The sequence below is a fragment of the Microbacterium paraoxydans genome (assembly GCF_900105335.1).
GTDB classification, from domain to species: domain Bacteria; phylum Actinomycetota; class Actinomycetes; order Actinomycetales; family Microbacteriaceae; genus Microbacterium; species Microbacterium paraoxydans.
Genome location: NZ_LT629770.1, coordinates 427,732 through 446,008, shown reverse-complemented (window position 1 = coordinate 446,008; position 18,277 = coordinate 427,732). Strand labels below are relative to the sequence as shown.

Genomic DNA, 18,277 nt, shown 5'->3' with positions numbered 1-18,277 from the left:
GACGAAGCCGTCGAGTCAGGCGCCGAGCTGACCGCTGAACTGCGCGGCCTCCAGGCGAGCCTTGACAGCGCCGAGGAAGCGGGCCGCGTCGGCACCGTCGATGATGCGGTGGTCGTACGACAGGGCCAGGTACACATAGGAGCGCACCGCGATCGCGTCCGTGCCGCCGACCTTGACCAGGCCAGGGCGCTTGACGACCGTGCCGGTGCCGAGGATCGCCGACTGCGGCAGGAACACCACGGGGGTGTCGAACAGCGCGCCGCGCGAACCGGTGTTGGTCAGCGTGAACGTGGCGCCCGCGAGCTCGTCGGGCTTCAGCTTGTTGTCGCGCGTGCGCGCCGCGAGGTCGGCGATCTCGTGGGCGATCTCGGCGATGTTCTTCGACGCCGCGTCGCGGAGCACCGGCGTGAGCAGACCGCGCTCGGTGTCGACCGCGATCGAGACGTTCTCGGAGGCCGGGTAGACGATCTGCTCGCCGTCGACCGTCGCGTTGATGATCGGGAAGGCCTGCAGAGCCTCCGCCGCCGCCAGCGCGAAGAACGGCAGGAAGGAGAGCTTGTCGCCCGTCTTCTCGAGGAAGGACGCCTTGACGCTGTCGCGGTACTCGGCGAGAGCGGTGACGTCGACCTCGACCACGGTGGTGAGCTGAGCGGTCTGCTGCATCGACTCGACCGCGCGCTTGGCGAGGACCTTGCGCAGGCGCGACATCGGCTGAGTGGTCCCGCGCAGCGGCGACACCTCGAGGGGTGCCGGAGCCGGTGCCGCGGCGGCCGCCGGTGCGGCGGTCGCCGTCTCGGCCGCCTTGAGGACGTCCTCCTTGCGGATACGGCCTCCGACGCCGGTGCCCTTGACCGTGGCGAGGTCGACACCCTGCTGCGCAGCCAGACGGCGGACGAGCGGGGTCACGTACAGGTTGTCGCTCTCGGTCGGCAGCGACAGCTTGGGAGCCTCGGCCTGCGCGGGCTGTGCCGGAGCAGCGGGCTGTGCGGGAGCAGCGGGCTGGGCCGGCGCGGCGGGAGCAGCGGCCTGCGGGGCAGGAGCAGCCGGAGCCTCGGGCTGTGCAGCCGGAGTCTCGGCCTGCGGAGCCGGCGCGGCGGGAGCCTCGGCCTGCGGCGCGGCGGGAGCCTCGGGCTGAGCCGCGGGAGCAGCACCGGAACCGACACGAGCCAGCACGGCGCCGACCTCGACGGTCTCGTCCTCGCCGGCGACGATCTCCTGCAGCACGCCGGCGACCGGCGACGGGATCTCGGTGTCGACCTTGTCGGTGGAGATCTCGAGGAGCGCCTCGTCGACCTCGACCGAGTCGCCGACCTGCTTGAGCCAGCGGGTGACCGTGCCCTCGGTGACGCTCTCGCCGAGCTCGGGGAGCACGATGTCCGTCGCGTCGCCGGACGGAGCCGCAGGGGCGGCCTCGGCGGGAGCGGACTCGGCGGGAGCCTGCTGCTCCGCTGCGGGAGCCGCCTCGGGCTCCGGAGCGGCGGGGGCGGCGGCTTCGGCCGGAGCGGCCTCGGCGGCGGCAGAGGCATCGCCGGCAGGGGCCGCGCCGCTGCCGTCACCGATGCGGGCCAGCAGAGCACCGACCTCGACGGTCTCGTCCTCGGCGACGAGGATCTCCTCGATGACGCCGGTGACGGGAGAGGGGATCTCGGTGTCGACCTTGTCGGTCGAGATCTCGAGCAGGCCCTCGTCCGCCTGGACGGTGTCTCCCACCTGCTTGAGCCAGCGGGTGACCGTACCCTCTGTGACGCTCTCACCGAGAGCGGGGAGGACCACGGATGTGCTCATGACTGAGTCTCCTTCAGAAGTTGTATGACGCTTGTCTAGCTTAGTGACTCGGGCACCGGTTGGTGCTCAGAGGGCGTGCAGGGGCTTTCCGGCCAGCGCGAGGAAGGCTTCGCCGAGGGCCTCGCTCTGGGTCGGGTGGGCGTGGATGAGCGGCGCGATGTCCTCCGGGTGGGCTTCCCACGCGACCGCGAGCTGCCCCTCGGTGATGAGCTCGCCGACGCGGTCGCCGAGGAGATGCACGCCGAGGACGGGACCGTCCTTGAGGCGGACGACCTTGACGAGGCCGCCCGTGCCGATGATCTCGCTCTTCCCGTTCCCCGCGAGGTTGTACTCGTAGGAGTGGACGGCGTCGGCGCCATGTGCCGCGATCGCCGCCTCTTCGGTGAGACCGACCGAGGCGACCTCGGGGCTGGAGTAGGTCACCTTGGGGATCTGCACGTCAGGGACGTTCACGGGGGTGAGGCCCGCGATGCGCTCGGCGACCGCGATGCCCTGCTGGAACCCGCGGTGGGCGAGCTGGAGACCCGGGACGATGTCGCCGACCGCCCACACGCCGGGGACGCCGGTGCGGAGCTCGTCGTCCACCGTCACGAACCCCCGGTCAAGGCGCACGCCGGCCTCCTCGAATCCCAGGTCGGCGGTGGCGGGGCCGCGGCCGACGGCGACGAGGAGGTAGTCGGCAGTGAGCTCCTTGCCGTCCTCCAGGGTGACGGTCACGGACGAGTCGTCCTGCGTGGCGGTCTGGAAGCGCACGCCGAGCGAGTACTGGATGCCACGCCGGCGGAACGCGCGTTCGAGGCCCTTGCTCATCGCGATGTCCTCGTTCGGGACGAGGTGGGGCAGGGCCTCCACGATGGTGACCTCGGCGCCGAAGGAGCGCCATACGCTCGCGAACTCGACGCCGATCACGCCGCCGCCCAGGATGAGCACGCGCTCGGGGATGACGTCCAGGGCGAGGGCCTGCTCGCTGGTCAGGATCCGTCCGCCGATCTCGAGCCCCGGCAGCGAGCGGCTGTAGGAGCCCGTGGCGAGGATCACGTCGGTGCCGACGTAGACGTCGTCGCCCACGCTGATGCTCCGGTCCGTGTTCAGGCGGCCGAGCCCGGGGACCGTCGTGATCCCGCGCGCCTTCACGAGCCCCTCGAGGCCTTTGTACTTCTTGGCGACGATGCCCTCGCGGTACGTGCGCACCCCGGCGACGTCGATCCCGCCGAACGAGGCCGTGACTCCCACGGAGGAGGCGTCGCGCACGTGGTCCGCCACCTCGGCGGCGTGCAGCAGCGCCTTGGTGGGGATGCACCCGCGGTGGAGGCATGTGCCTCCCACCTTGTCCTTCTCGATCAGTGCGACGGAATTGCCGAGCTCGCTCGCTCGCAGTGCCGCGGCGTACCCGCCGCTGCCGCCGCCCAGGACGACGATGTCGAAGGTGTGGGTTGTCATGGGTGTCATGCCTCCGGGTGGGATGCTGCTTCGGCGAAGGCGATGATCGATCGGACCATCGCCCCCGTGGGGCCCTTCTCGGTGAAGCCGTAGGGGGCGCCGGCGTGTTCACCGGAGCCCGCGATGTCCAGGTGCACCCAGGGGATGCGCTTCGCGTCGTCCGCGTCCGAGGTGCGGCCGACGAAGCGTCGCAGGAAGAGGCCGGCGAAGGACGCGCCGCCCATCCGATCTCCCATGTTGGCGTTGATCATGTCGGCGATGGGGGAGTCCAGCGTCTCCTCCATGTAGGCGGGCAGGGGCATGTGCCACGCCGGCTCTCCCGTGCGCGCAGCGGCGGCGAGGAACTCCGCGACCGTCTCGTCGTCGCCGAAGACACCCGTGTGGCGGTGGCCGAGGGCCGCGACGATCGCGCCGGTCAGGGTCGCGACGTCGATGATGACGTCGGGGTTCTCCCGGCTCGCGGCGACCAGGCCGTCGGCGAGGACGAGGCGCCCTTCCGCGTCGGTGTTCAGCACCTCGACGGTGGTGCCGTCGAGGATGCGGATGACGTCGCCGGGGCGGAGGGCGCGGCCGGACGGCATGTTGTCGGTGATGCAGAGCCAGGCGGTCACGTGCACGGGAAGTCGCAGGGCTGCGATGGCGCGGAGCGCGGCGAGAGAGGTGGCGGCGCCCGCCATGTCGAACTTCATGCCGACCATCGACGCGGCCGGCTTCAGGGAGAGCCCACCGGTGTCGAACGTGATCCCCTTGCCGACGAGGGCGATGTGGCGCTGCGCGTCCGCCGGCGCGTAGTCGAGGCGGACGAGACGCGGTGGGCGGTCGGAGCCCTGGCCGACGCCGAGGATGCCGCCGAAACCCTGTTCCGCGAGAGCGGTCTCGTCGAGGATCTGCACGGTGACGTCGAGGTCGGCGACGCTGTCGGCGGCGCTCTGCGCGAGCTGTGCGGGGCTCTGCCACTCCGCGGGCACGTTCACGAGGTCCTTGATGAGGGCGACAGCCTCGCCCGTGGCCTGGGCGCGAGCGACGGTCGCGTCGTCGAGCGGGGCGTGGACGACGACCGCCGTCGCCCGCTTCTTCCTGCCGTTCTCGGCGCGGTAGTCATCGAAGCGGTAGCCACCGAGGACGGCGCCCTCCGCCGCGGCGGCCGCGTGCGCCTCGAGCCCGGAGGCGAGGCCGAGCGCGACGGTGTCGAAGCCGGTGAGGGAGCGAAGAGCCGTGCCGGCGGCGCTCCGCACGGACGCGTCGTCGATGGTAGAGCCGACGCCGACGACCGCGAAGGGGAGGGTCGTCACCTCGGGGGCGTAGACCCGCGCAAACGCTCCGGCGGCGCCGGTGAAGCCGATGCCCGCCAGGACGTCGGCGAGACCGGGGTGAGCCGCCAGCGACTCGGCCGACTCGGAGTGATCGGGGACGACGAGCACTGCGGCATCGGCAGCGCTTCCGGGGAACTGATCGGTGGTGTGCGAGAGCACGGGAAGCGTCATGCTCTCCATCCTAGGATCTCCGTACCGGGGTCGTCGGTCCGGCGGCCGGGGTGTGTTCGCTCTCAGCGAGACACGTCAGAGCCCGGCTCCGGGTGCGGCTCGTAGCATGGAGACATGCCCTTCTCCGGAGAGATCCACGAACGCGTCGCGAACGCCCCCGCGGTGCCCCACGGCCTGCCTCTCGTGATGCTGCTCACCGGGTTCACCGACGCCGGCAGTGCGGTGTCCGGGCTCATCGATCACCTGCGGGAGACGACGTCGCCGCAGCCGCTCGCGATCTTCGACAACGATGTGCTCCTCGACTACCGCGCGCGCCGCCCGGTCATCTCGTTCGACCAGGACCACCTCGCCGAGTTCCGCCCGCCGCGCCTCGAGCTCTCCCTCGCCACGGATGCGCTGGGACGCCCGTTCCTGCTGCTCACGGGGTATGAGCCCGACTTCGCGTGGAACGCCTTCGCGGAGACCGTTCTGGATCTCGCTGCGGAGTTCGAGGCCTCGGGACTGCACTGGGTCCACTCCATCGCCATGCCCGTGCCGCACACGCGTCCCATCGGGACGACGGTGAGCGGTAATCGGCGCGATCTCGTGGTGTCACACTCCGTGTGGCGTCCGCGCACGCAGGTGCCCGCGACCGCCGGCCACCTGCTCGAGTTCCGGTTCGCGGAGCGGGGTGAACGCGTCGTCGGCTTCGTGCTGCTGGTGCCGCATTACCTCGCCGAGACCGAGAATCCGGAGGCGGTCAGCGCGGCGGCAGAGAAGCTCATGGCGTCGACCGGTCTCGTGCTCATGCTCGACGCGGTGCAGGAGCGGCGCGCGGACTACATCGCCCGGGTCGACGAGCAGGTCGCGGCGAACGACGAGCTGCAGCAGATGGTGCACAACCTCGAACGTCGTTACGACGCCTACATGGCCGGTCGTGACCCCGAAGACGACTCGTACGACGAGGGCGGGTTCAGCGAACGCGACCTGCCCAGCGCCGATGAACTCGCGGCCGAGCTCGAGCGCTACCTCGCCTCGCGTCCGTCCGGCGACGAGGACAAGCCGGGGCGCGGCTGAATCTCTCGCAGCGGATCGCCCTCGAATGCGTCCCCATCGCCATACGTGTGCGATACTAGGAGTCCGACCCGTTGTCAATCAGTGTTTTCGAGCGCTGGACTTGACAAGGGTCTTACTAGTGTCCGAAATGTCCCGGGGTCTCCCAGCGGCCCCGTGAAAGGCGAAACGTGACTCCTGCCACGACGAAGAACACGCGGACGAAGAAGGCCGATCAGATCACCGCGGATCCCGAGGTCGAGGACGTCGAAGCGACCGAAGCGGCTCCCGCGCCCAAGCGCGCCGCGGCCAAGCGCGCCCCCGCGAAGAAGAAGAAGTCGGACGACGTCGTCGAGGAAGACGACGCCGCTGCGGCCGAGGGCTCCGAAGACGCCGCGGGCGACGAGGAGGAGGACGACGCGAAGCCGGCCTTCACCGAGCCGCTGCCGACCGGTGCGATCGTCATCTCCTCCAAGGACGACGAAGAGGTCCCGGTCTACTCGACCCAGATCACCGGCGCGACGGCCGACCCGGTCAAGGACTACCTGAAGCAGATCGGAAAGGTCGCGCTGCTGAACGCGGCCGAAGAGGTCGAGCTCGCGATGCGCATCGAGGCGGGTCTGTTCGCGGAGGAGAAGCTCTCCGCGATGTCTCCCGCCGAGAAGACGAGCCAGCTCGGACTCGACCTGCAGTGGGTCGCCCGTGACGGTCAGCGCGCGAAGAGCCACCTCCTCGGCGCGAACCTCCGTCTCGTCGTCTCCCTCGCCAAGCGCTACACCGGACGCGGGATGCAGTTCCTGGACCTGATCCAGGAGGGCAACCTCGGCCTGATCCGCGCCGTCGAGAAGTTCGACTACACCAAGGGCTTCAAGTTCTCGACCTATGCCACCTGGTGGATCCGTCAGGCGATCACGCGTGCCATGGCCGACCAGGCCCGCACGATCCGCATCCCGGTGCACATGGTCGAGGTCATCAACAAGCTCGCCCGCGTGCAGCGCCAGATGCTCCAGGACCTCGGTCGCGAGCCCACCCCGGAGGAGCTGAGCCGCGAGCTCGACATGACCCCCGAGAAGGTCGTGGAGGTACAGAAGTACGGCCGCGAGCCGATCTCCCTGCACACGCCGCTCGGCGAAGATGGCGACAGCGAGTTCGGCGACCTCATCGAGGACACCGAGGCCGTGGTCCCCGCCGATGCCGTGGGCTTCACGATGCTGCAGCGTCAGCTCGAGCAGCTCCTCGACTCGCTCTCCGAGCGCGAGGCCGGCGTGATCCGGATGCGCTTCGGCCTGGGCGACGGTCAGCCGAAGACGCTCGACCAGATCGGTGACACGTTCGGGGTGACGCGTGAGCGCATCCGCCAGATCGAGTCCAAGACGATGGCCAAGCTGCGCCACCCGAGCCGCTCGCAGTCGCTGCGGGACTACCTCGAGTGATGCAGGCGAACGAGGGCAAGGCGCTCGAGACGAGCGTCGACGGAAAGAGCTACGCGCGGATCCCGCTGCGCACCCGTGTCGTGATGCCGGACGACGATCTCGACGCCATCATCACGGAGTACGCCAAAGATGCCGTCCAGCCGGGTGACCTCCTCTTCGTGACCGAGAAGATCGTCGCGATCACGCAGGGGCGGTCCTACCGCCTGGACGAGATCAAGCCGCGGAAGCTCGCGCTGTTCCTGTCGAAGTACGTCACGCGCACGCCGTACGGCATCGGTCTCGGCATGCCGGAGACGATGGAGATGGCGCTGCGCGAGTGCGGTACGCCGCGCATCCTCTTCGCGGCGGCCGTCTCGGCGATCACCAAGGCGTTCGGGCGCAAGGGCGACTTCTACCGCATCGCGGGGGACAAGGCGCGCGCGATCGACGGACCGACGAAGCACACCATCCCTCCGTACAACGAGGCTGTGGTGCTCGGGCCGAAGGATCCGGACCGGGTCGCGGCGCACCTGAAGACGCTGATCGGCGGTCAGGCGGAGGTGGCCGTGGTCGACATCAACGATCTCGGCGGCAACATCCTCGGCTCCACGCTGGACAAGGCGGGGGAGCTGCGGCTGGTGAAGATCCTCGGTGACAACCCGCTGGGGCAGGGCCTCGAGTCCACCCCGCTCGGCATCGTCCGCGCGGTCTGAGCGGGTCGAACCACCCCTTTACATACGAACCGGCCCCTTGCGTTTGAACGCAAGGGGCCGGTTCGTTCGTAAGGGGCCGGGTCGACGCTTCGACAGGCTCAGAAGCCGATGACCTCGCGGTACCGCGGCTTGTGCCCGGTGCGGATGCCGGTGACGCTGGGCTTGTTCTCGTACACGCCTGCGCCCCAGTTGCCCTCGACGAGCACGGGGCCGTCAGGGGTCACGACGACGTCCCAGCCGACGTACTGCACCTGCGGCACGACGCGGGCGACCTGATCGATGAACGCCCGCACCTCGTCCATATAGGGCAGCTGGAAGTCGGCGATACGGAACCCGGAGTCCGGGTGCGTCTCGTGGACGTGGCCGTGCGAGTCGTAGCCGGCCCCCACCGCGTGCCCGTTCTCGTCGAGCATCGTGTAGAAGCCGCCGAAGGTCATCTGGTCGCTCACCGCGCCGCGTCCGAACTTCTGCGCCATCGCGAGGATGTGCGCCTTCTCGCCGTCGAAGAACGCGGTGATGCGCGTGGTGTTCACGGTCCCGGGGCACACGGCTGCGAGGTCGTCGTGCTGGCGGATGACCTGTTCGATCAGCAGCTCGCCGCGATCGAGGAGGCCGCGGTGGAACTCGGTCCAGTCCGTGATGTCGGCCGCGTGATACCGGTGCACACCGGTCCCGGCCTGGCCGACCGGCTCCTTCGTGACGATCGTGCCGAGGCGCTCCGTCAGGGCGCGGACCTCGTCGGCGTTCCCCTCCTCGACCACCATCCACTCACGGTGCAGGTGCGCGGAGAACTTGCGGTTGAACTCGATCTTGTCCTGGAAGATCCAGCGGAAGTCGGGGTGGTCGTACTTCTGCGAGAGCTGGTTGGACACGGGGTGCGTCATGTACGTCTCACGCTCGGCCCGGTTCAGCATCGCGAAGTCGTAGTCGATGTAGTCCTGGAAGCCGACGTTGTGACGGGCCGCCGACCAGAGCATGTCGGCGACGATCGTGGGCACGGGCCGGTGATGCTGGGCCGAGGCCTCCTTGGCGCGTTCGAACACCGAACCGACGTCGATGCGGCGGGCACGGCCGAGGAGGTAGCGGATGCGGGGCGCGAGAGAAAGACGAGACATGAAGCTCCGGGTCTAGGGATCGACGTCCCAGTCTACGCGGGGAGCCCCCAGGCTCCTGGGAGCGCGGAAGCTAGGCTGGAGCACGTGTGTGACACGAGTTCGAGTGCGCTTCCGCAGGCGATGATCTCGCGTTCGGCCCTCGCTGCCGGCGCGTCCGCGGCGATCCAGGCGGGAGGTCGCCGGGCCGACTTGCGGCGCGATGCGTGGGGTCACGGTCTGCTCGCCGTCGCCCAGGCGGTGACCGCGGCAGGAGCGGAGGAGGTCCTCGTCGACTCCCCCGGAGAGGTCGAGGCGCTCCGTCTCGAAGGCATCACCGCCACGATCACCGGAGAGCCGGACGTCGATCCCGCTCTCCTCTACGGGCTGCCGTCCGCGGAGGGCCTCCCGACGACGCCTCCGGTCATGCGCCTGGTCGGCCGTGTCATGTCCACCAAGCGCCTGCGGGCGGGAGAGGCCGTCTCGTACGGCTACACCTTCCGGGCGGCGGCGGACACCACGGTCGCGCTCGTGACGGGCGGCTACGCTCAGGGCATCGTCCGGGCCCTGGGCAACCACGCGGACGTGGAGATCGACGGCGCGCTGCACCCCATCGTCGGGCGTGTCGCGATGGACGTCTGCGTCATCGACCTCCAGGGGGCTCCCGCGGAGGTCGGCGACGCGGTGACCTACTTCGGAGGGACCGGACCCGCCTCCGGCGCCATCGCGCGCTGGGCGGAGCTCACTCGGATGACCCCGGCTGAGCTCGTCGCGGTCCCGGGAGCGCACGCCGTGCGCGGATGGGAGGCATGATGGGAGGCCCGATGCGCCCCGAACTGCGTCTGGACAGCGCCGTCTTCCGCGCGAACATCGCGGCGGTCCGTGACCGCCTCGGCGACTCCACGCTGATGCTGGTCCTCAAGGACGATGCCTACGGCCACGGGCTCCGCTGGGCGGTCGAGACGGGCCTCGAGGCCGGGGTGACGTCGTTCGGCAGCTATGACGTGCGCGGAGGCGTCGAGGTCCGGCGCATCGCGGGCGGAGAGGTGACGGTGTTCGCCTGGGCGACCTCGACAGATGAGGAGATCGACGAGGCGCTCCTGCAGGACATCGAGCTCGGCGTCGGCACGGTCGAATATCTCCGGCGCATCGCCGCCCGGGCGGAGGTCCTCGGCGTGCGCGCACGGATCCACCTCAAGATCGACACCGGGCTGCACCGCAACGGCGTGCGCCCGGAGGACTGGGCGGCCGCGGTCGCCGATGCCCGGGACGCCGAGCGGTCCGGCGCCCTCGCGCTCGTCGGCGTCTGGAGCCACATCGCCGAGGCGAGCGATGCCGAGGACGACGAGGCGCAGGCCGTGTTCCTCGACGCCGTCCGGCAGGCCGGCCTGACCGGGCCGCAGCCGGCGTCTGTGCACCTCACGGCCTCGGCCGCGTCCTGGTGGCGACCCGAGCTGCGCGGGACCGTGTCGCGGATCGGCGCGTTCTGCTACGGCATCCGCTCGGCGGACGGCCCGGACCTCGACGGGATCCGTCCCGCGGCGCGTCTCGTCGCGCCGGTCGTGCGGGTGGAGGGCGAGAACGCGATCGTCGCCGTCGGGAGCCTGGACGGCGTCCCCTCCACGCTGACCGGGATGACGGTGGGCACCCCCGCCGGCTCGCGTGCCGTGTCGACCATCGATGTCGCCACGATGACGGTCGAAGGCTGGCCGGGGATGGCGGTCGGCGACGAGGTGACGATCTTCGGCCCCGGCGCACAGGGGGAGGAGACAGCAACGACCCTCGCCGAGCGGATCGATACGGTGGGCGAGGAGATCCTCACCCGCCTCGGTCCGCGGATTCGGCGGAGGGTCGTGGACTGAACCGGCCCGGCCGGGTCAGGCGCTGATCAGACCGTCTCGATGAGACGGGCGGTCTCGTCGTGCCAGCTCGTGGCCACGCTGCGCAGCTTCTCTTCGTACTTGCGGCCGTGGTGGGCGCAGAAGAGCAGCTCGGAACCGTTGACCTCGGCGGCGATGTAGGCCTGCGCTCCACACGAGTCGCAGCGGTCCATCGCGGTCAGGCGGTACTCGACAGCGGAGGTCTCACGTTCGGTCGTTGCATTCATCTCGGGGCCTCCTCGGGTGTCGGCGTCCTTGTTGGTCGTGCTCAATACAACCACGCTGCACCTGGGGGCATGCCCGGTCGACGGCGTGTTTCGCTCAGCGCGTACGCGCGCACCCGCGAAGGCGGCGCCCCGGGGAGTGTCTGCGAGGGGCGACTCCCTCCCGCGAATAGACTCGGAGATTGTGAATGCCGAGTACTCCGCCCATCATCTCCAGGTGCTCGAAGGACTCGAAGCGGTCCGCAAGCGCCCCGGCATGTACATCGGCTCGAACGGTTCGCCCGGGCTCATGCACTGCCTCTGGGAGATCATCGACAACTCCGTGGACGAGGCCGTCGCCGGCAACGGTTCCCGGATCGACGTCATCCTCCACGACGACGGCAGCGTCGAGGTGCACGACCGCGGTCGCGGCATCCCCGTCGACGTCGAGCCCCGGACCGGTCTGACCGGCGTCGAGGTCGTGTACACGAAGCTGCACGCCGGAGGGAAGTTCGGCGGTGGCTCCTATGCGGCATCGGGCGGTCTGCACGGCGTCGGCGCCTCGGTCGTGAACGCGCTCTCCGAGCGCCTCGACGTCGAGGTCGACCGCGGCGGCAAGACCTACGCGATGTCCTTCCACCGCGGTGAGCCCGGCATCTTCCAGGACTCGGGGGAGAAGCGGCCCGATGCGCCGTTCACCCCGTTCGAGGAGAACAGCGAGCTGCGCGTCGTCGGCAAGGCGCCGCGCGGCGTCACCGGCACGCGGGTGCGGTACTGGGCCGACCGCCAGATCTTCACCAAGGACGCCGCGTTCCAGCTCGCCGAGCTCGAGACGCGGGCGCGTCAGACGGCCTTCCTGGTCCCCGGGCTCGAGATCGTGGTGCGCGACGAGCGCGCCGCGAGCGCCGGGGTGGGGGAGGACGGTGCGCCGACCGGCCCCGTGGAGACCTCGTACCTCTACGAGGGCGGCATCTCCGAGTTCGTGGACTACCTCGCGGTCGACCCGCCGGTGACCGACACCTGGCGCATCCAGGGGGAGGGCACGTTCACCGAGACCGTCCCGGTCCTGCAGCCGGACGGGCACATGGTGGCGACCGAGGTCGAGCGCGTCTGCGCCGTCGACATCGCCCTGCGCTGGGGCACCGGCTACGACACCCGCATCCGCTCCTTCGTGAACATCATCTCCACGCCGAAGGGCGGCACGCATCAGCAGGGCTTCGAGCAGGAGCTGCTGAAGGTGCTCCGCAGCCAAGTCGAGCAGAACGCCCGCCGGCTCAAGGTCGGCAACGACAAGCTCGAGAAGGACGACGTCCTCGCCGGCCTCACCGCGGTCCTCACGGTCAACGTACCGGAGCCGCAGTTCGAGGGTCAGACGAAGGAGGTGCTCGGCACGCCCGCCGTGCGCCAGATCGTGGCCCAGGTGATGCGCAAGGACCTTCAGCAGCGTTTCACCTCCACCAAGCGCGACGACAAGAGCCAGGCCACGCAGCTGCTCGACAAGATCGTCTCCGAGATGAAGGCCCGCGTGTCGGCACGCGCCCACAAGGAGACGCAGCGCCGGAAGAACGCGCTCGAGTCGTCCACCCTGCCGACCAAGCTCGTCGACTGCCGGACGAACGACGTGGAGCGCAGCGAGCTCTTCATCGTCGAGGGCGACTCGGCCCTCGGCACGGCGAAGAACGCGCGCAACAGCGAGTTCCAGGCGCTGCTGCCGATCCGCGGGAAGATCCTCAACGTGCAGAAGGCGTCGGTCGGCGACATGCTGTCCAACGCCGAGTGCGCGTCCATCATCCAGGTGATCGGGGCCGGCTCCGGTCGGACCTTCGACATCGACGCCGCGCGCTACGGGAAGATCATCCTCATGAGCGACGCCGACGTCGACGGCGCGCACATCCGCACTCTGCTGCTCACGCTCTTCTTCCGCTACATGCGGCCCCTCATCGAGAACGGACGGGTGTTCGCCGCCGTGCCGCCGCTGCATCGGATCATCGTCATCAATCCGGGATCCAAGCCGAACGAGACGATCTACACCTACAGCGAGCAGGAGCTGCACGCGCTGCTCGCGAAGCTCCGCAAGGCCGGCAAGCGCTGGCACGAGCCGATCCAGCGCTACAAGGGTCTCGGCGAGATGGACGCCGAGCAGCTCGCGAACACGACGATGGACCGCTCCGGTCGTCTGCTCCGCCGCGTCCGGATGGAGGACGCCGAGGCGGCGGGCCGCGTCTTCGAACTCCTCATGGGCAACGAGGTCGCCCCGCGGCGGGAGTTCATCATCGACTCCGCAGACCAGCTCTCCCGCGAGTCCATCGACGCCTGAGTGCAGAGGTCACGAAGAAGGGGACCCGGCGTGGCCGGGTCCCCTTCTTCGTGGAACGGATCAGACGAGCGTGCGGCCGATGCTGCCGATGACGCCGTCGATCGGCTGACCGGAGGCGTCGCGTCGTGCCCCCACGTCCGGGAGCTTGCGCACCGCGCCGGTGGGGTCGACGGCCAGTGCCGGACTCGGGCCGACCCAGGCGACGGTGAGGCGGTCCTCGCCCTTCAGGAAGGCGTGGGCGCGGACGCCGCCAGTCGCGCGGCCCTTCGACGGGTACTCCGTGAAGGCCGAGACCTTCGCGCGGCCGGGATCGGTGCCTGGCAGGATGCTCTCCGCACCGGACACCGTGGCGACGACGGCCTCCGTGTCCGGGCGGACGGCGCCGAAGAAGAGGACAGAGGCGCCGGAGCCGAGCTTGATGCCCGCCATGCCGCCCGCCGGGGCGCCCTGGGGGCGGACCGTCGAAGCCGAGAACCGGAGGAGCTGCGCGTCGGTGGTGAGGAACACGAGGTCGGCGTCATCCGCAGCGTCGGCCGCACCGACCACGGCGTCGCCGGCCTTGAGGCCGATGACCTCCAGGTCGGGCCGCACGGGCAGGGTCGACGGCACGATGCGCTTCACGATGCCCTGAGCGGTGCCGAGGGCGACGGGGGTCTCGCTGTCGAAACGGACGAACCCGAGGATGCGCTCGCCCTTGGTCGTGATCCCGAGGTAGTCGCGCAGCGGAGTCCCCGCGGCGAGCTGCACCGAGGTGCCGGGCACCGAGGGCAGGTCGACGGGGGAGAAGCGGACGACGCGTCCCGTGCTGGTGAGCGCCCCGACCTCGCCCCGGACCGTCGTCTCGACCGTCGCGAGGATGGCGTCGTGCTTGCTCCGCCGGGCCGGGGCGGTGAGCTCCTGTCCTTCGCCGAGGTCCACGCGCACGGCGCGGCCCGTCGTCGACAGGACCACGGTGGTCGGAGCATCGGCGATCTGCAGATCCACCGCGCCCTTCGTCGCGCGGGGCTTCGGCGGGGCGGCGTTCATCAGCAGCGTGCGGCGCGGCGTGCCGTAGGCCTCCGCCACGGCGTCCAGCTCCTGGGCGACGGCGGCGCGCAGCAGCGCCGGGCTGGCGAGCAGTTCGCGCAGCGACGCGATCTCCGCGAGGAGGGCGTCGCGCTCCGCTTCGAGCTCGATGCGGGAGAACTTGGTCAGGCGGCGCAGTCGCAGTTCGAGGATGTACTCGGCCTGCGGCTCGCTGAGGTCGAACACCGACCGGAGTCGGGTGCGGGCCTGCTCCGTGTCGTCCGAGGAGCGGATGACCTGGATGACCTCGTCGATGTCGAGGATCGCGATGAGGAGCCCCTCCACCAGGTGCAGGCGCTCCTCCCGGCGGGCGAGGCGGTACCGGCTGCGGCGGGTGATGACCTCGATGCGGTGGCCGACGTAGACGCTGAGCATCTCCTTGAGCCCGAGCGTGCGGGGCTGACCGTCGACGAGGGCGACGTTGTTGATGCTGAAGGAGTCCTCCAGCGGAGTGAGCCGGTACAGCTGCTCCAGGACGGCGTTCGGGTCGAATCCGGTCTTGATCCCGATCGCGACGCGCAGGCCGTGGTTCCGGTCGGTGAGGTCGGTGACGTCGCTGATGCCCTGCAGCTTCTTCGCCTGCACCGCGTCGCGGATCTTCTCGATGAGACGCTCCGGGCCGACCATGTAGGGCAGCTCCGACACGATGATGCCCGTGCGCCGGGGGCCCAGCGGCTCGATCGACGTCCGCCCGCGGACCTTGAGGGCACCGCGCCCGGTCGTATAGGCGTCCTTCACGCCATCGAGCCCCATGAGGATCCCGCCCGACGGGAAGTCGGGACCGGGGACGTACTCCATGAGGTCCTCGGTGGTGGCGTCCGGGTTCTCGAGCAGGTGGGTCGCCGCGGCGACGACCTCGATGAGGTTGTGCGGCGCCATGTTGGTCGCCATGCCCACCGCGATGCCGCTGGCACCGTTGACGAGCAGGTTGGGGAACGCCGCGGGCAGCACGGCCGGCTGCTGGAACTGGCCGTCGTAGTTCGGGATGAAATCGACGACGTCCTCGTCGAGGTTCTCGGTGAGCGACAGCGCGGGCGCGGCGAGGCGCGCCTCGGTGTACCGGGCGGCGGCGGGGCCGTCGTCCAAGGAGCCGAAGTTGCCGTGACCGTCGACGAGCGGCACCCGGAGGGCCCACTCCTGCGCGAGGCGGACGAGCGCGTCGTAGATGGCCGAGTCGCCGTGGGGGTGCAGCTTTCCCATGACCTCGCCCACGACGCGGGCGCTCTTCACATGACCGCGGTCCGGGCGCAGGCCCATCTCGGCCATCTGGAACAGGATGCGGCGCTGCACCGGCTTGAGGCCGTCTCTGGCGTCGGGGAGTGCCCGCGAGTAGATGACGGAGTACGCGTACTCCAGGAAGGATCCCTGCATCTCGTGAGAGAGATCGATGTCCTGGATGCGTTCCTCGACGGGCTCGGGCGGCGGGGTTTTCGGCATGGACTTCCTGAGGGCGTACGGGAGCCTGTGTCAGACTGGCTCGGATGCCCTTCATGCTACCGTCCGTGCCGCCCGGCGCCCGGAGCGTCGTCGGGGTGGCGGACGACCTTCGCTCCGCTCTCCGAGGCGAATCCGCCACGCTGCCGAGCGCCGATTCGGCCGTGCTCGTGGTGATCGACGGCCTCGGGGCGATCAGCCTCAGGGGCCACGCCGGTCATGCCCGGTCGCTCACCGCATCCATGACCAAGAAGGACGTCGCCCAGACGGTGTTCCCGACGACGACGGCGGCGGCGCTGACCAGCCTCACCACGGGTGCCTGGCCGGGGGAGCACGGCCTCGTCGGGTACCGGGTCAGGGATCCGGAACGGGACGTGCTCGTGAACCAGCTCAGCGGGTGGGAGACGGACGGCCTGGATCCCCTCACCTGGCAGGGGACGCCCACCGTGTTCGAGCGCGCGGCGTCGGTCGGACAGGAGACGTTCGCCGTCGGACTCGCGACCTACGCGCACAGCGGCTTCACGCGGGCGACGTTGCGGGGAGCGACCTTCGTGTCTGCCGCGACGCCGGAGGAGCGGGTCGAGGTCGCCTACACGCTGGCCGCGGAGCATCCGGGCTCGCTGGTGTACTGCTACCTCCCCGAGGTCGACAAGGCGGGGCACAAGCACGGTGTCGCGTCCGCCGAGTGGGTGGCCGCGTTGGAGCGGATCGACGGGGCGCTGTCGCTCCGCGTCCCCCCGCGGGTCGGCGTGGTCGTGACCTCGGATCACGGGATGGTCGATGTGCCGTTCCACCGTCAGGTAGTGCTCGAGGAGTCGCATCTCGCGGGAATCCGTCACGTGGGCGGAGAACCCCGCATGCTGCACCTCTACTCTGAGCCGGACGCCGATGCCGCTCTGGTTGCGACGCGGCTTCGCCGCGACCTCGAGGGCGCGGCCGATGTCGTCACCCGCGCGGAGGCGGTGGAGGCCGGGCTCTTCGGTCCGGTCGTGCGAGACGAGGTCCTGGATCGCATCGGCGACGTCCTGGTCATCGCCACGGGAGTCCGGGCACTCTACGACGGCACTGCCGACGACCAGCGCAATCGCGGCATGGTGGGGCAGCACGGGGCGCTCACGCCGGATGAGACGCGGGTTCCCTTCCTGCGGTTCGGATCGTTCGCCTCCTGAGGCTCGACCGGGAACCGATCACTCGTCGGTGCGCGCTCCGAAGACGATCTCGTCCCACGACGGCATCGCGTTCCGGCGGCGCCGACGCCCGCTGCCGTCGCTGTCCCCGGAAGCAGGCTGACGCGGCGCGGGCTCGGGGGCCTCGGGCTCGTCGTCCGGCTCCTCCAGGGCGGCGAACAGAGCGATGGGGTCGGACTCTTCCGGAGTCTCCTCGATCTCGTGCTCGATCGGCGACGGTTCCCGCTGGCCGCGACGGCGGCGCAGGGCTTCGAGGAGGTCGGCGGTCTCCGGACTCGTCGAGGCGGAGTCGGGTGCGCGGTTGATCGCGGCGTCCTGGACCGCCGGCGCCGACCGCTCGGGCTGCGCCGGCTCGTCGGCCTCTGCAACCGGAGCCGGGACCAGACGAGGACCGAAGGCACCGGAGTCGAAGCGGCTGTCGTCCTTGTAGGGGGAAGCGGCACGGTCCGCCTCCACCGCCCGCAGGCGCGGGATGAGGCCCTCCGGGAGCGAACCCTGGCGGGAGAGCTGCGTGGCGTCGGCGTTCAGGGGGGAGAGGGCGCTGCGCCGCGGATCGAAGCTCCAGCGGGCGTCATGCTCGACGTCGTTGGCGGAGAACTCCAGCTTGATGATCCAACCGGACTCCTCCTTCCAGCTGGCCCAGCGTTCGGACGACGCGGCCACCTCGGCGAGCTTGGCGCGGATCGCGGCTCCGAAGGTGGGCTGCGCATCCGGCTCGACCTCGCTGCCGATGAGGACGGGCACGGCGAGCGCCTGGCCGATGATGTGCTCGCGCTCGGCGAGGACGGGGCCCTCGAACCGGGCGACGTCGTCGACGCTGATCCCGAGGAGCTCCGCGACCTCCGCGGCGGTGAGACCGGCGCGGATCTGTGCCTGGATGTCGCGTGGACTCGCAGCGAGCTTCTGGGCGGCCGGCTCGGCCTGGCGCGTCGCGCGGCGGATCTCCCGCTGCAGCACGGCGTCGATGGGCAGCGCGAACCGCTCGCCCGCCTCGGTAGCGAGGACGAGCACTCCTGCCTCTGTGCCGACGATGGTGACGTTTTCCATGCGAATGCCCCTCTGATGGGTGTGCGTTCATGGTGTCACGCCGGGCTGGCCGGAACGGGGAATACGGCGGGCGTGCCGTGAGTTTGCCCTGTCGCATGGGAGGGCATTTGCGAAACGCCCGCCGGTCATGCAAACTATGGCCGCCGATTACCCGACGGCGCACCCGCCCACTCGCACCATGAAAGTG

Annotated in this window: 14 protein-coding genes; 7 read left to right on the top strand and 7 right to left on the bottom strand. The window is 70.2% G+C overall.

Annotated elements, in window-relative coordinates; all coding sequences use genetic code 11:
* Window positions 1-15 precede the first annotated feature (15 nt).
* From sucB to BLU02_RS02375, 3 genes are all read right to left on the bottom strand, one after another.
* Entirely contained in the window at window positions 16-1,785 is a 1,770-nt protein-coding gene (sucB, locus tag BLU02_RS02385) for a 2-oxoglutarate dehydrogenase, E2 component, dihydrolipoamide succinyltransferase (protein ID WP_083370867.1), read from the bottom strand.
* Between the two features lie 66 nt (window positions 1,786-1,851).
* A complete protein-coding gene (gene lpdA / locus BLU02_RS02380; RefSeq protein ID WP_060921804.1) occupies window positions 1,852-3,225 on the bottom strand; it encodes a dihydrolipoyl dehydrogenase in 1,374 nt (457 codons plus the stop codon).
* A 5-nt stretch (window positions 3,226-3,230) separates the two neighbouring features.
* Window positions 3,231-4,709 carry a leucyl aminopeptidase gene (locus BLU02_RS02375; RefSeq protein WP_060921824.1) on the bottom strand — a complete coding sequence of 493 codons (1,479 nt, stop codon included), beginning with the start codon at window positions 4,707-4,709 and terminating at the stop codon, window positions 3,231-3,233.
* Between the two features lie 114 nt (window positions 4,710-4,823).
* On the opposite strand from BLU02_RS02375, the gene BLU02_RS02370 reads away from it, so the two are divergent.
* The 3 genes from BLU02_RS02370 to BLU02_RS02360 all read left to right on the top strand — a co-directional run bounded on the left by BLU02_RS02370 (window position 4,824) and on the right by BLU02_RS02360 (window position 7,866).
* Complete coding sequence (locus BLU02_RS02370) at window positions 4,824-5,765, top strand: proteasome assembly chaperone family protein (RefSeq protein WP_060921805.1); 942 nt, start codon at window positions 4,824-4,826, stop codon at window positions 5,763-5,765.
* A 215-nt stretch (window positions 5,766-5,980) separates the two neighbouring features.
* Window positions 5,981-7,174, top strand: a complete 1,194-nt coding sequence (locus BLU02_RS02365; protein WP_370670652.1) for an RNA polymerase sigma factor — start codon at window positions 5,981-5,983, stop codon at window positions 7,172-7,174.
* A complete protein-coding gene (locus BLU02_RS02360; protein ID WP_060921806.1) occupies window positions 7,174-7,866 on the top strand; it encodes a coenzyme F420-0:L-glutamate ligase in 693 nt (230 codons plus the stop codon). The genes BLU02_RS02365 and BLU02_RS02360 overlap by 1 nt, the downstream gene beginning before the upstream one ends.
* Window positions 7,867-7,964: 98 nt before the next feature.
* Here the strand turns inward: BLU02_RS02360 and BLU02_RS02355 are convergent, their stop codons facing one another.
* Window positions 7,965-8,981: a sugar-transfer associated ATP-grasp domain-containing protein gene (locus BLU02_RS02355; RefSeq protein ID WP_060921807.1), complete on the bottom strand. Its 1,017-nt coding sequence runs from the start codon at window positions 8,979-8,981 to the stop codon at window positions 7,965-7,967.
* An 84-nt stretch (window positions 8,982-9,065) separates the two neighbouring features.
* Between BLU02_RS02355 and BLU02_RS02350 the strand changes: the two genes are divergently transcribed.
* Both BLU02_RS02350 and BLU02_RS02345 read left to right on the top strand, forming a co-directional pair.
* On the top strand, window positions 9,066-9,770 hold the full coding sequence (locus BLU02_RS02350; protein WP_231919622.1) for an alanine racemase: 705 nt from the start codon (window positions 9,066-9,068) through the stop codon (window positions 9,768-9,770).
* An 11-nt stretch (window positions 9,771-9,781) separates the two neighbouring features.
* Window positions 9,782-10,819: an alanine racemase gene (locus BLU02_RS02345; protein ID WP_060921826.1), complete on the top strand. Its 1,038-nt coding sequence runs from the start codon at window positions 9,782-9,784 to the stop codon at window positions 10,817-10,819.
* Window positions 10,820-10,845: 26 nt separating this feature from the next.
* Here the strand turns inward: BLU02_RS02345 and BLU02_RS02340 are convergent, their stop codons facing one another.
* Window positions 10,846-11,064 carry a DUF7455 domain-containing protein gene (locus BLU02_RS02340; protein WP_025103577.1) on the bottom strand — a complete coding sequence of 73 codons (219 nt, stop codon included), beginning with the start codon at window positions 11,062-11,064 and terminating at the stop codon, window positions 10,846-10,848.
* A 181-nt stretch (window positions 11,065-11,245) separates the two neighbouring features.
* Between BLU02_RS02340 and BLU02_RS02335 the strand changes: the two genes are divergently transcribed.
* Window positions 11,246-13,357 carry a DNA gyrase/topoisomerase IV subunit B gene (locus tag BLU02_RS02335; protein ID WP_082750011.1) on the top strand — a complete coding sequence of 704 codons (2,112 nt, stop codon included), beginning with the start codon at window positions 11,246-11,248 and terminating at the stop codon, window positions 13,355-13,357.
* A gap of 60 nt (window positions 13,358-13,417) precedes the next feature.
* Here the strand turns inward: BLU02_RS02335 and BLU02_RS02330 are convergent, their stop codons facing one another.
* Window positions 13,418-15,859: a DNA gyrase/topoisomerase IV subunit A gene (locus BLU02_RS02330; protein WP_060921808.1), complete on the bottom strand. Its 2,442-nt coding sequence runs from the start codon at window positions 15,857-15,859 to the stop codon at window positions 13,418-13,420.
* Window positions 15,860-15,903: 44 nt separating this feature from the next.
* Between BLU02_RS02330 and BLU02_RS02325 the strand changes: the two genes are divergently transcribed.
* Window positions 15,904-17,025: an alkaline phosphatase family protein gene (locus BLU02_RS02325; protein ID WP_082750012.1), complete on the top strand. Its 1,122-nt coding sequence runs from the start codon at window positions 15,904-15,906 to the stop codon at window positions 17,023-17,025.
* 18 nt (window positions 17,026-17,043) lie between these two features.
* On the opposite strand, the gene sepH is transcribed toward BLU02_RS02325, so the two are convergent.
* Window positions 17,044-18,090 (bottom strand): septation protein SepH, encoded by a 1,047-nt coding sequence (sepH, locus tag BLU02_RS02320; protein ID WP_060921809.1) that lies wholly within the window; start codon window positions 18,088-18,090, stop codon window positions 17,044-17,046.
* Between the last annotated feature and the right edge of the window lie 187 nt (window positions 18,091-18,277).

Excerpts from the sequence above, each read along its gene's own strand:
- sucB (WP_083370867.1), bottom strand. The coding sequence starts at position 1,785 with ATGAGCACATCCGTGGTCCTCCCCGCTCTCGGTGAGAGCGTCACAGAG.
- lpdA (WP_060921804.1), bottom strand. The coding sequence starts at position 3,225 with ATGACAACCCACACCTTCGACATCGTCGTCCTGGGCGGCGGCAGCGGC.
- BLU02_RS02375 (WP_060921824.1), bottom strand. The coding sequence starts at position 4,709 with ATGACGCTTCCCGTGCTCTCGCACACCACCGATCAGTTCCCCGGAAGC.
- BLU02_RS02370 (WP_060921805.1), top strand. The coding sequence starts at position 4,824 with ATGCCCTTCTCCGGAGAGATCCACGAACGCGTCGCGAACGCCCCCGCG.
- BLU02_RS02360 (WP_060921806.1), top strand. The coding sequence starts at position 7,174 with ATGCAGGCGAACGAGGGCAAGGCGCTCGAGACGAGCGTCGACGGAAAG.
- BLU02_RS02355 (WP_060921807.1), bottom strand. The coding sequence starts at position 8,981 with ATGTCTCGTCTTTCTCTCGCGCCCCGCATCCGCTACCTCCTCGGCCGT.
- BLU02_RS02345 (WP_060921826.1), top strand. The coding sequence starts at position 9,782 with ATGCGCCCCGAACTGCGTCTGGACAGCGCCGTCTTCCGCGCGAACATC.
- BLU02_RS02340 (WP_025103577.1), bottom strand. The coding sequence starts at position 11,064 with ATGAATGCAACGACCGAACGTGAGACCTCCGCTGTCGAGTACCGCCTG.
- BLU02_RS02330 (WP_060921808.1), bottom strand. The coding sequence starts at position 15,859 with ATGCCGAAAACCCCGCCGCCCGAGCCCGTCGAGGAACGCATCCAGGAC.
- BLU02_RS02325 (WP_082750012.1), top strand. The coding sequence starts at position 15,904 with ATGCCCTTCATGCTACCGTCCGTGCCGCCCGGCGCCCGGAGCGTCGTC.
- sepH (WP_060921809.1), bottom strand. The coding sequence starts at position 18,090 with ATGGAAAACGTCACCATCGTCGGCACAGAGGCAGGAGTGCTCGTCCTC.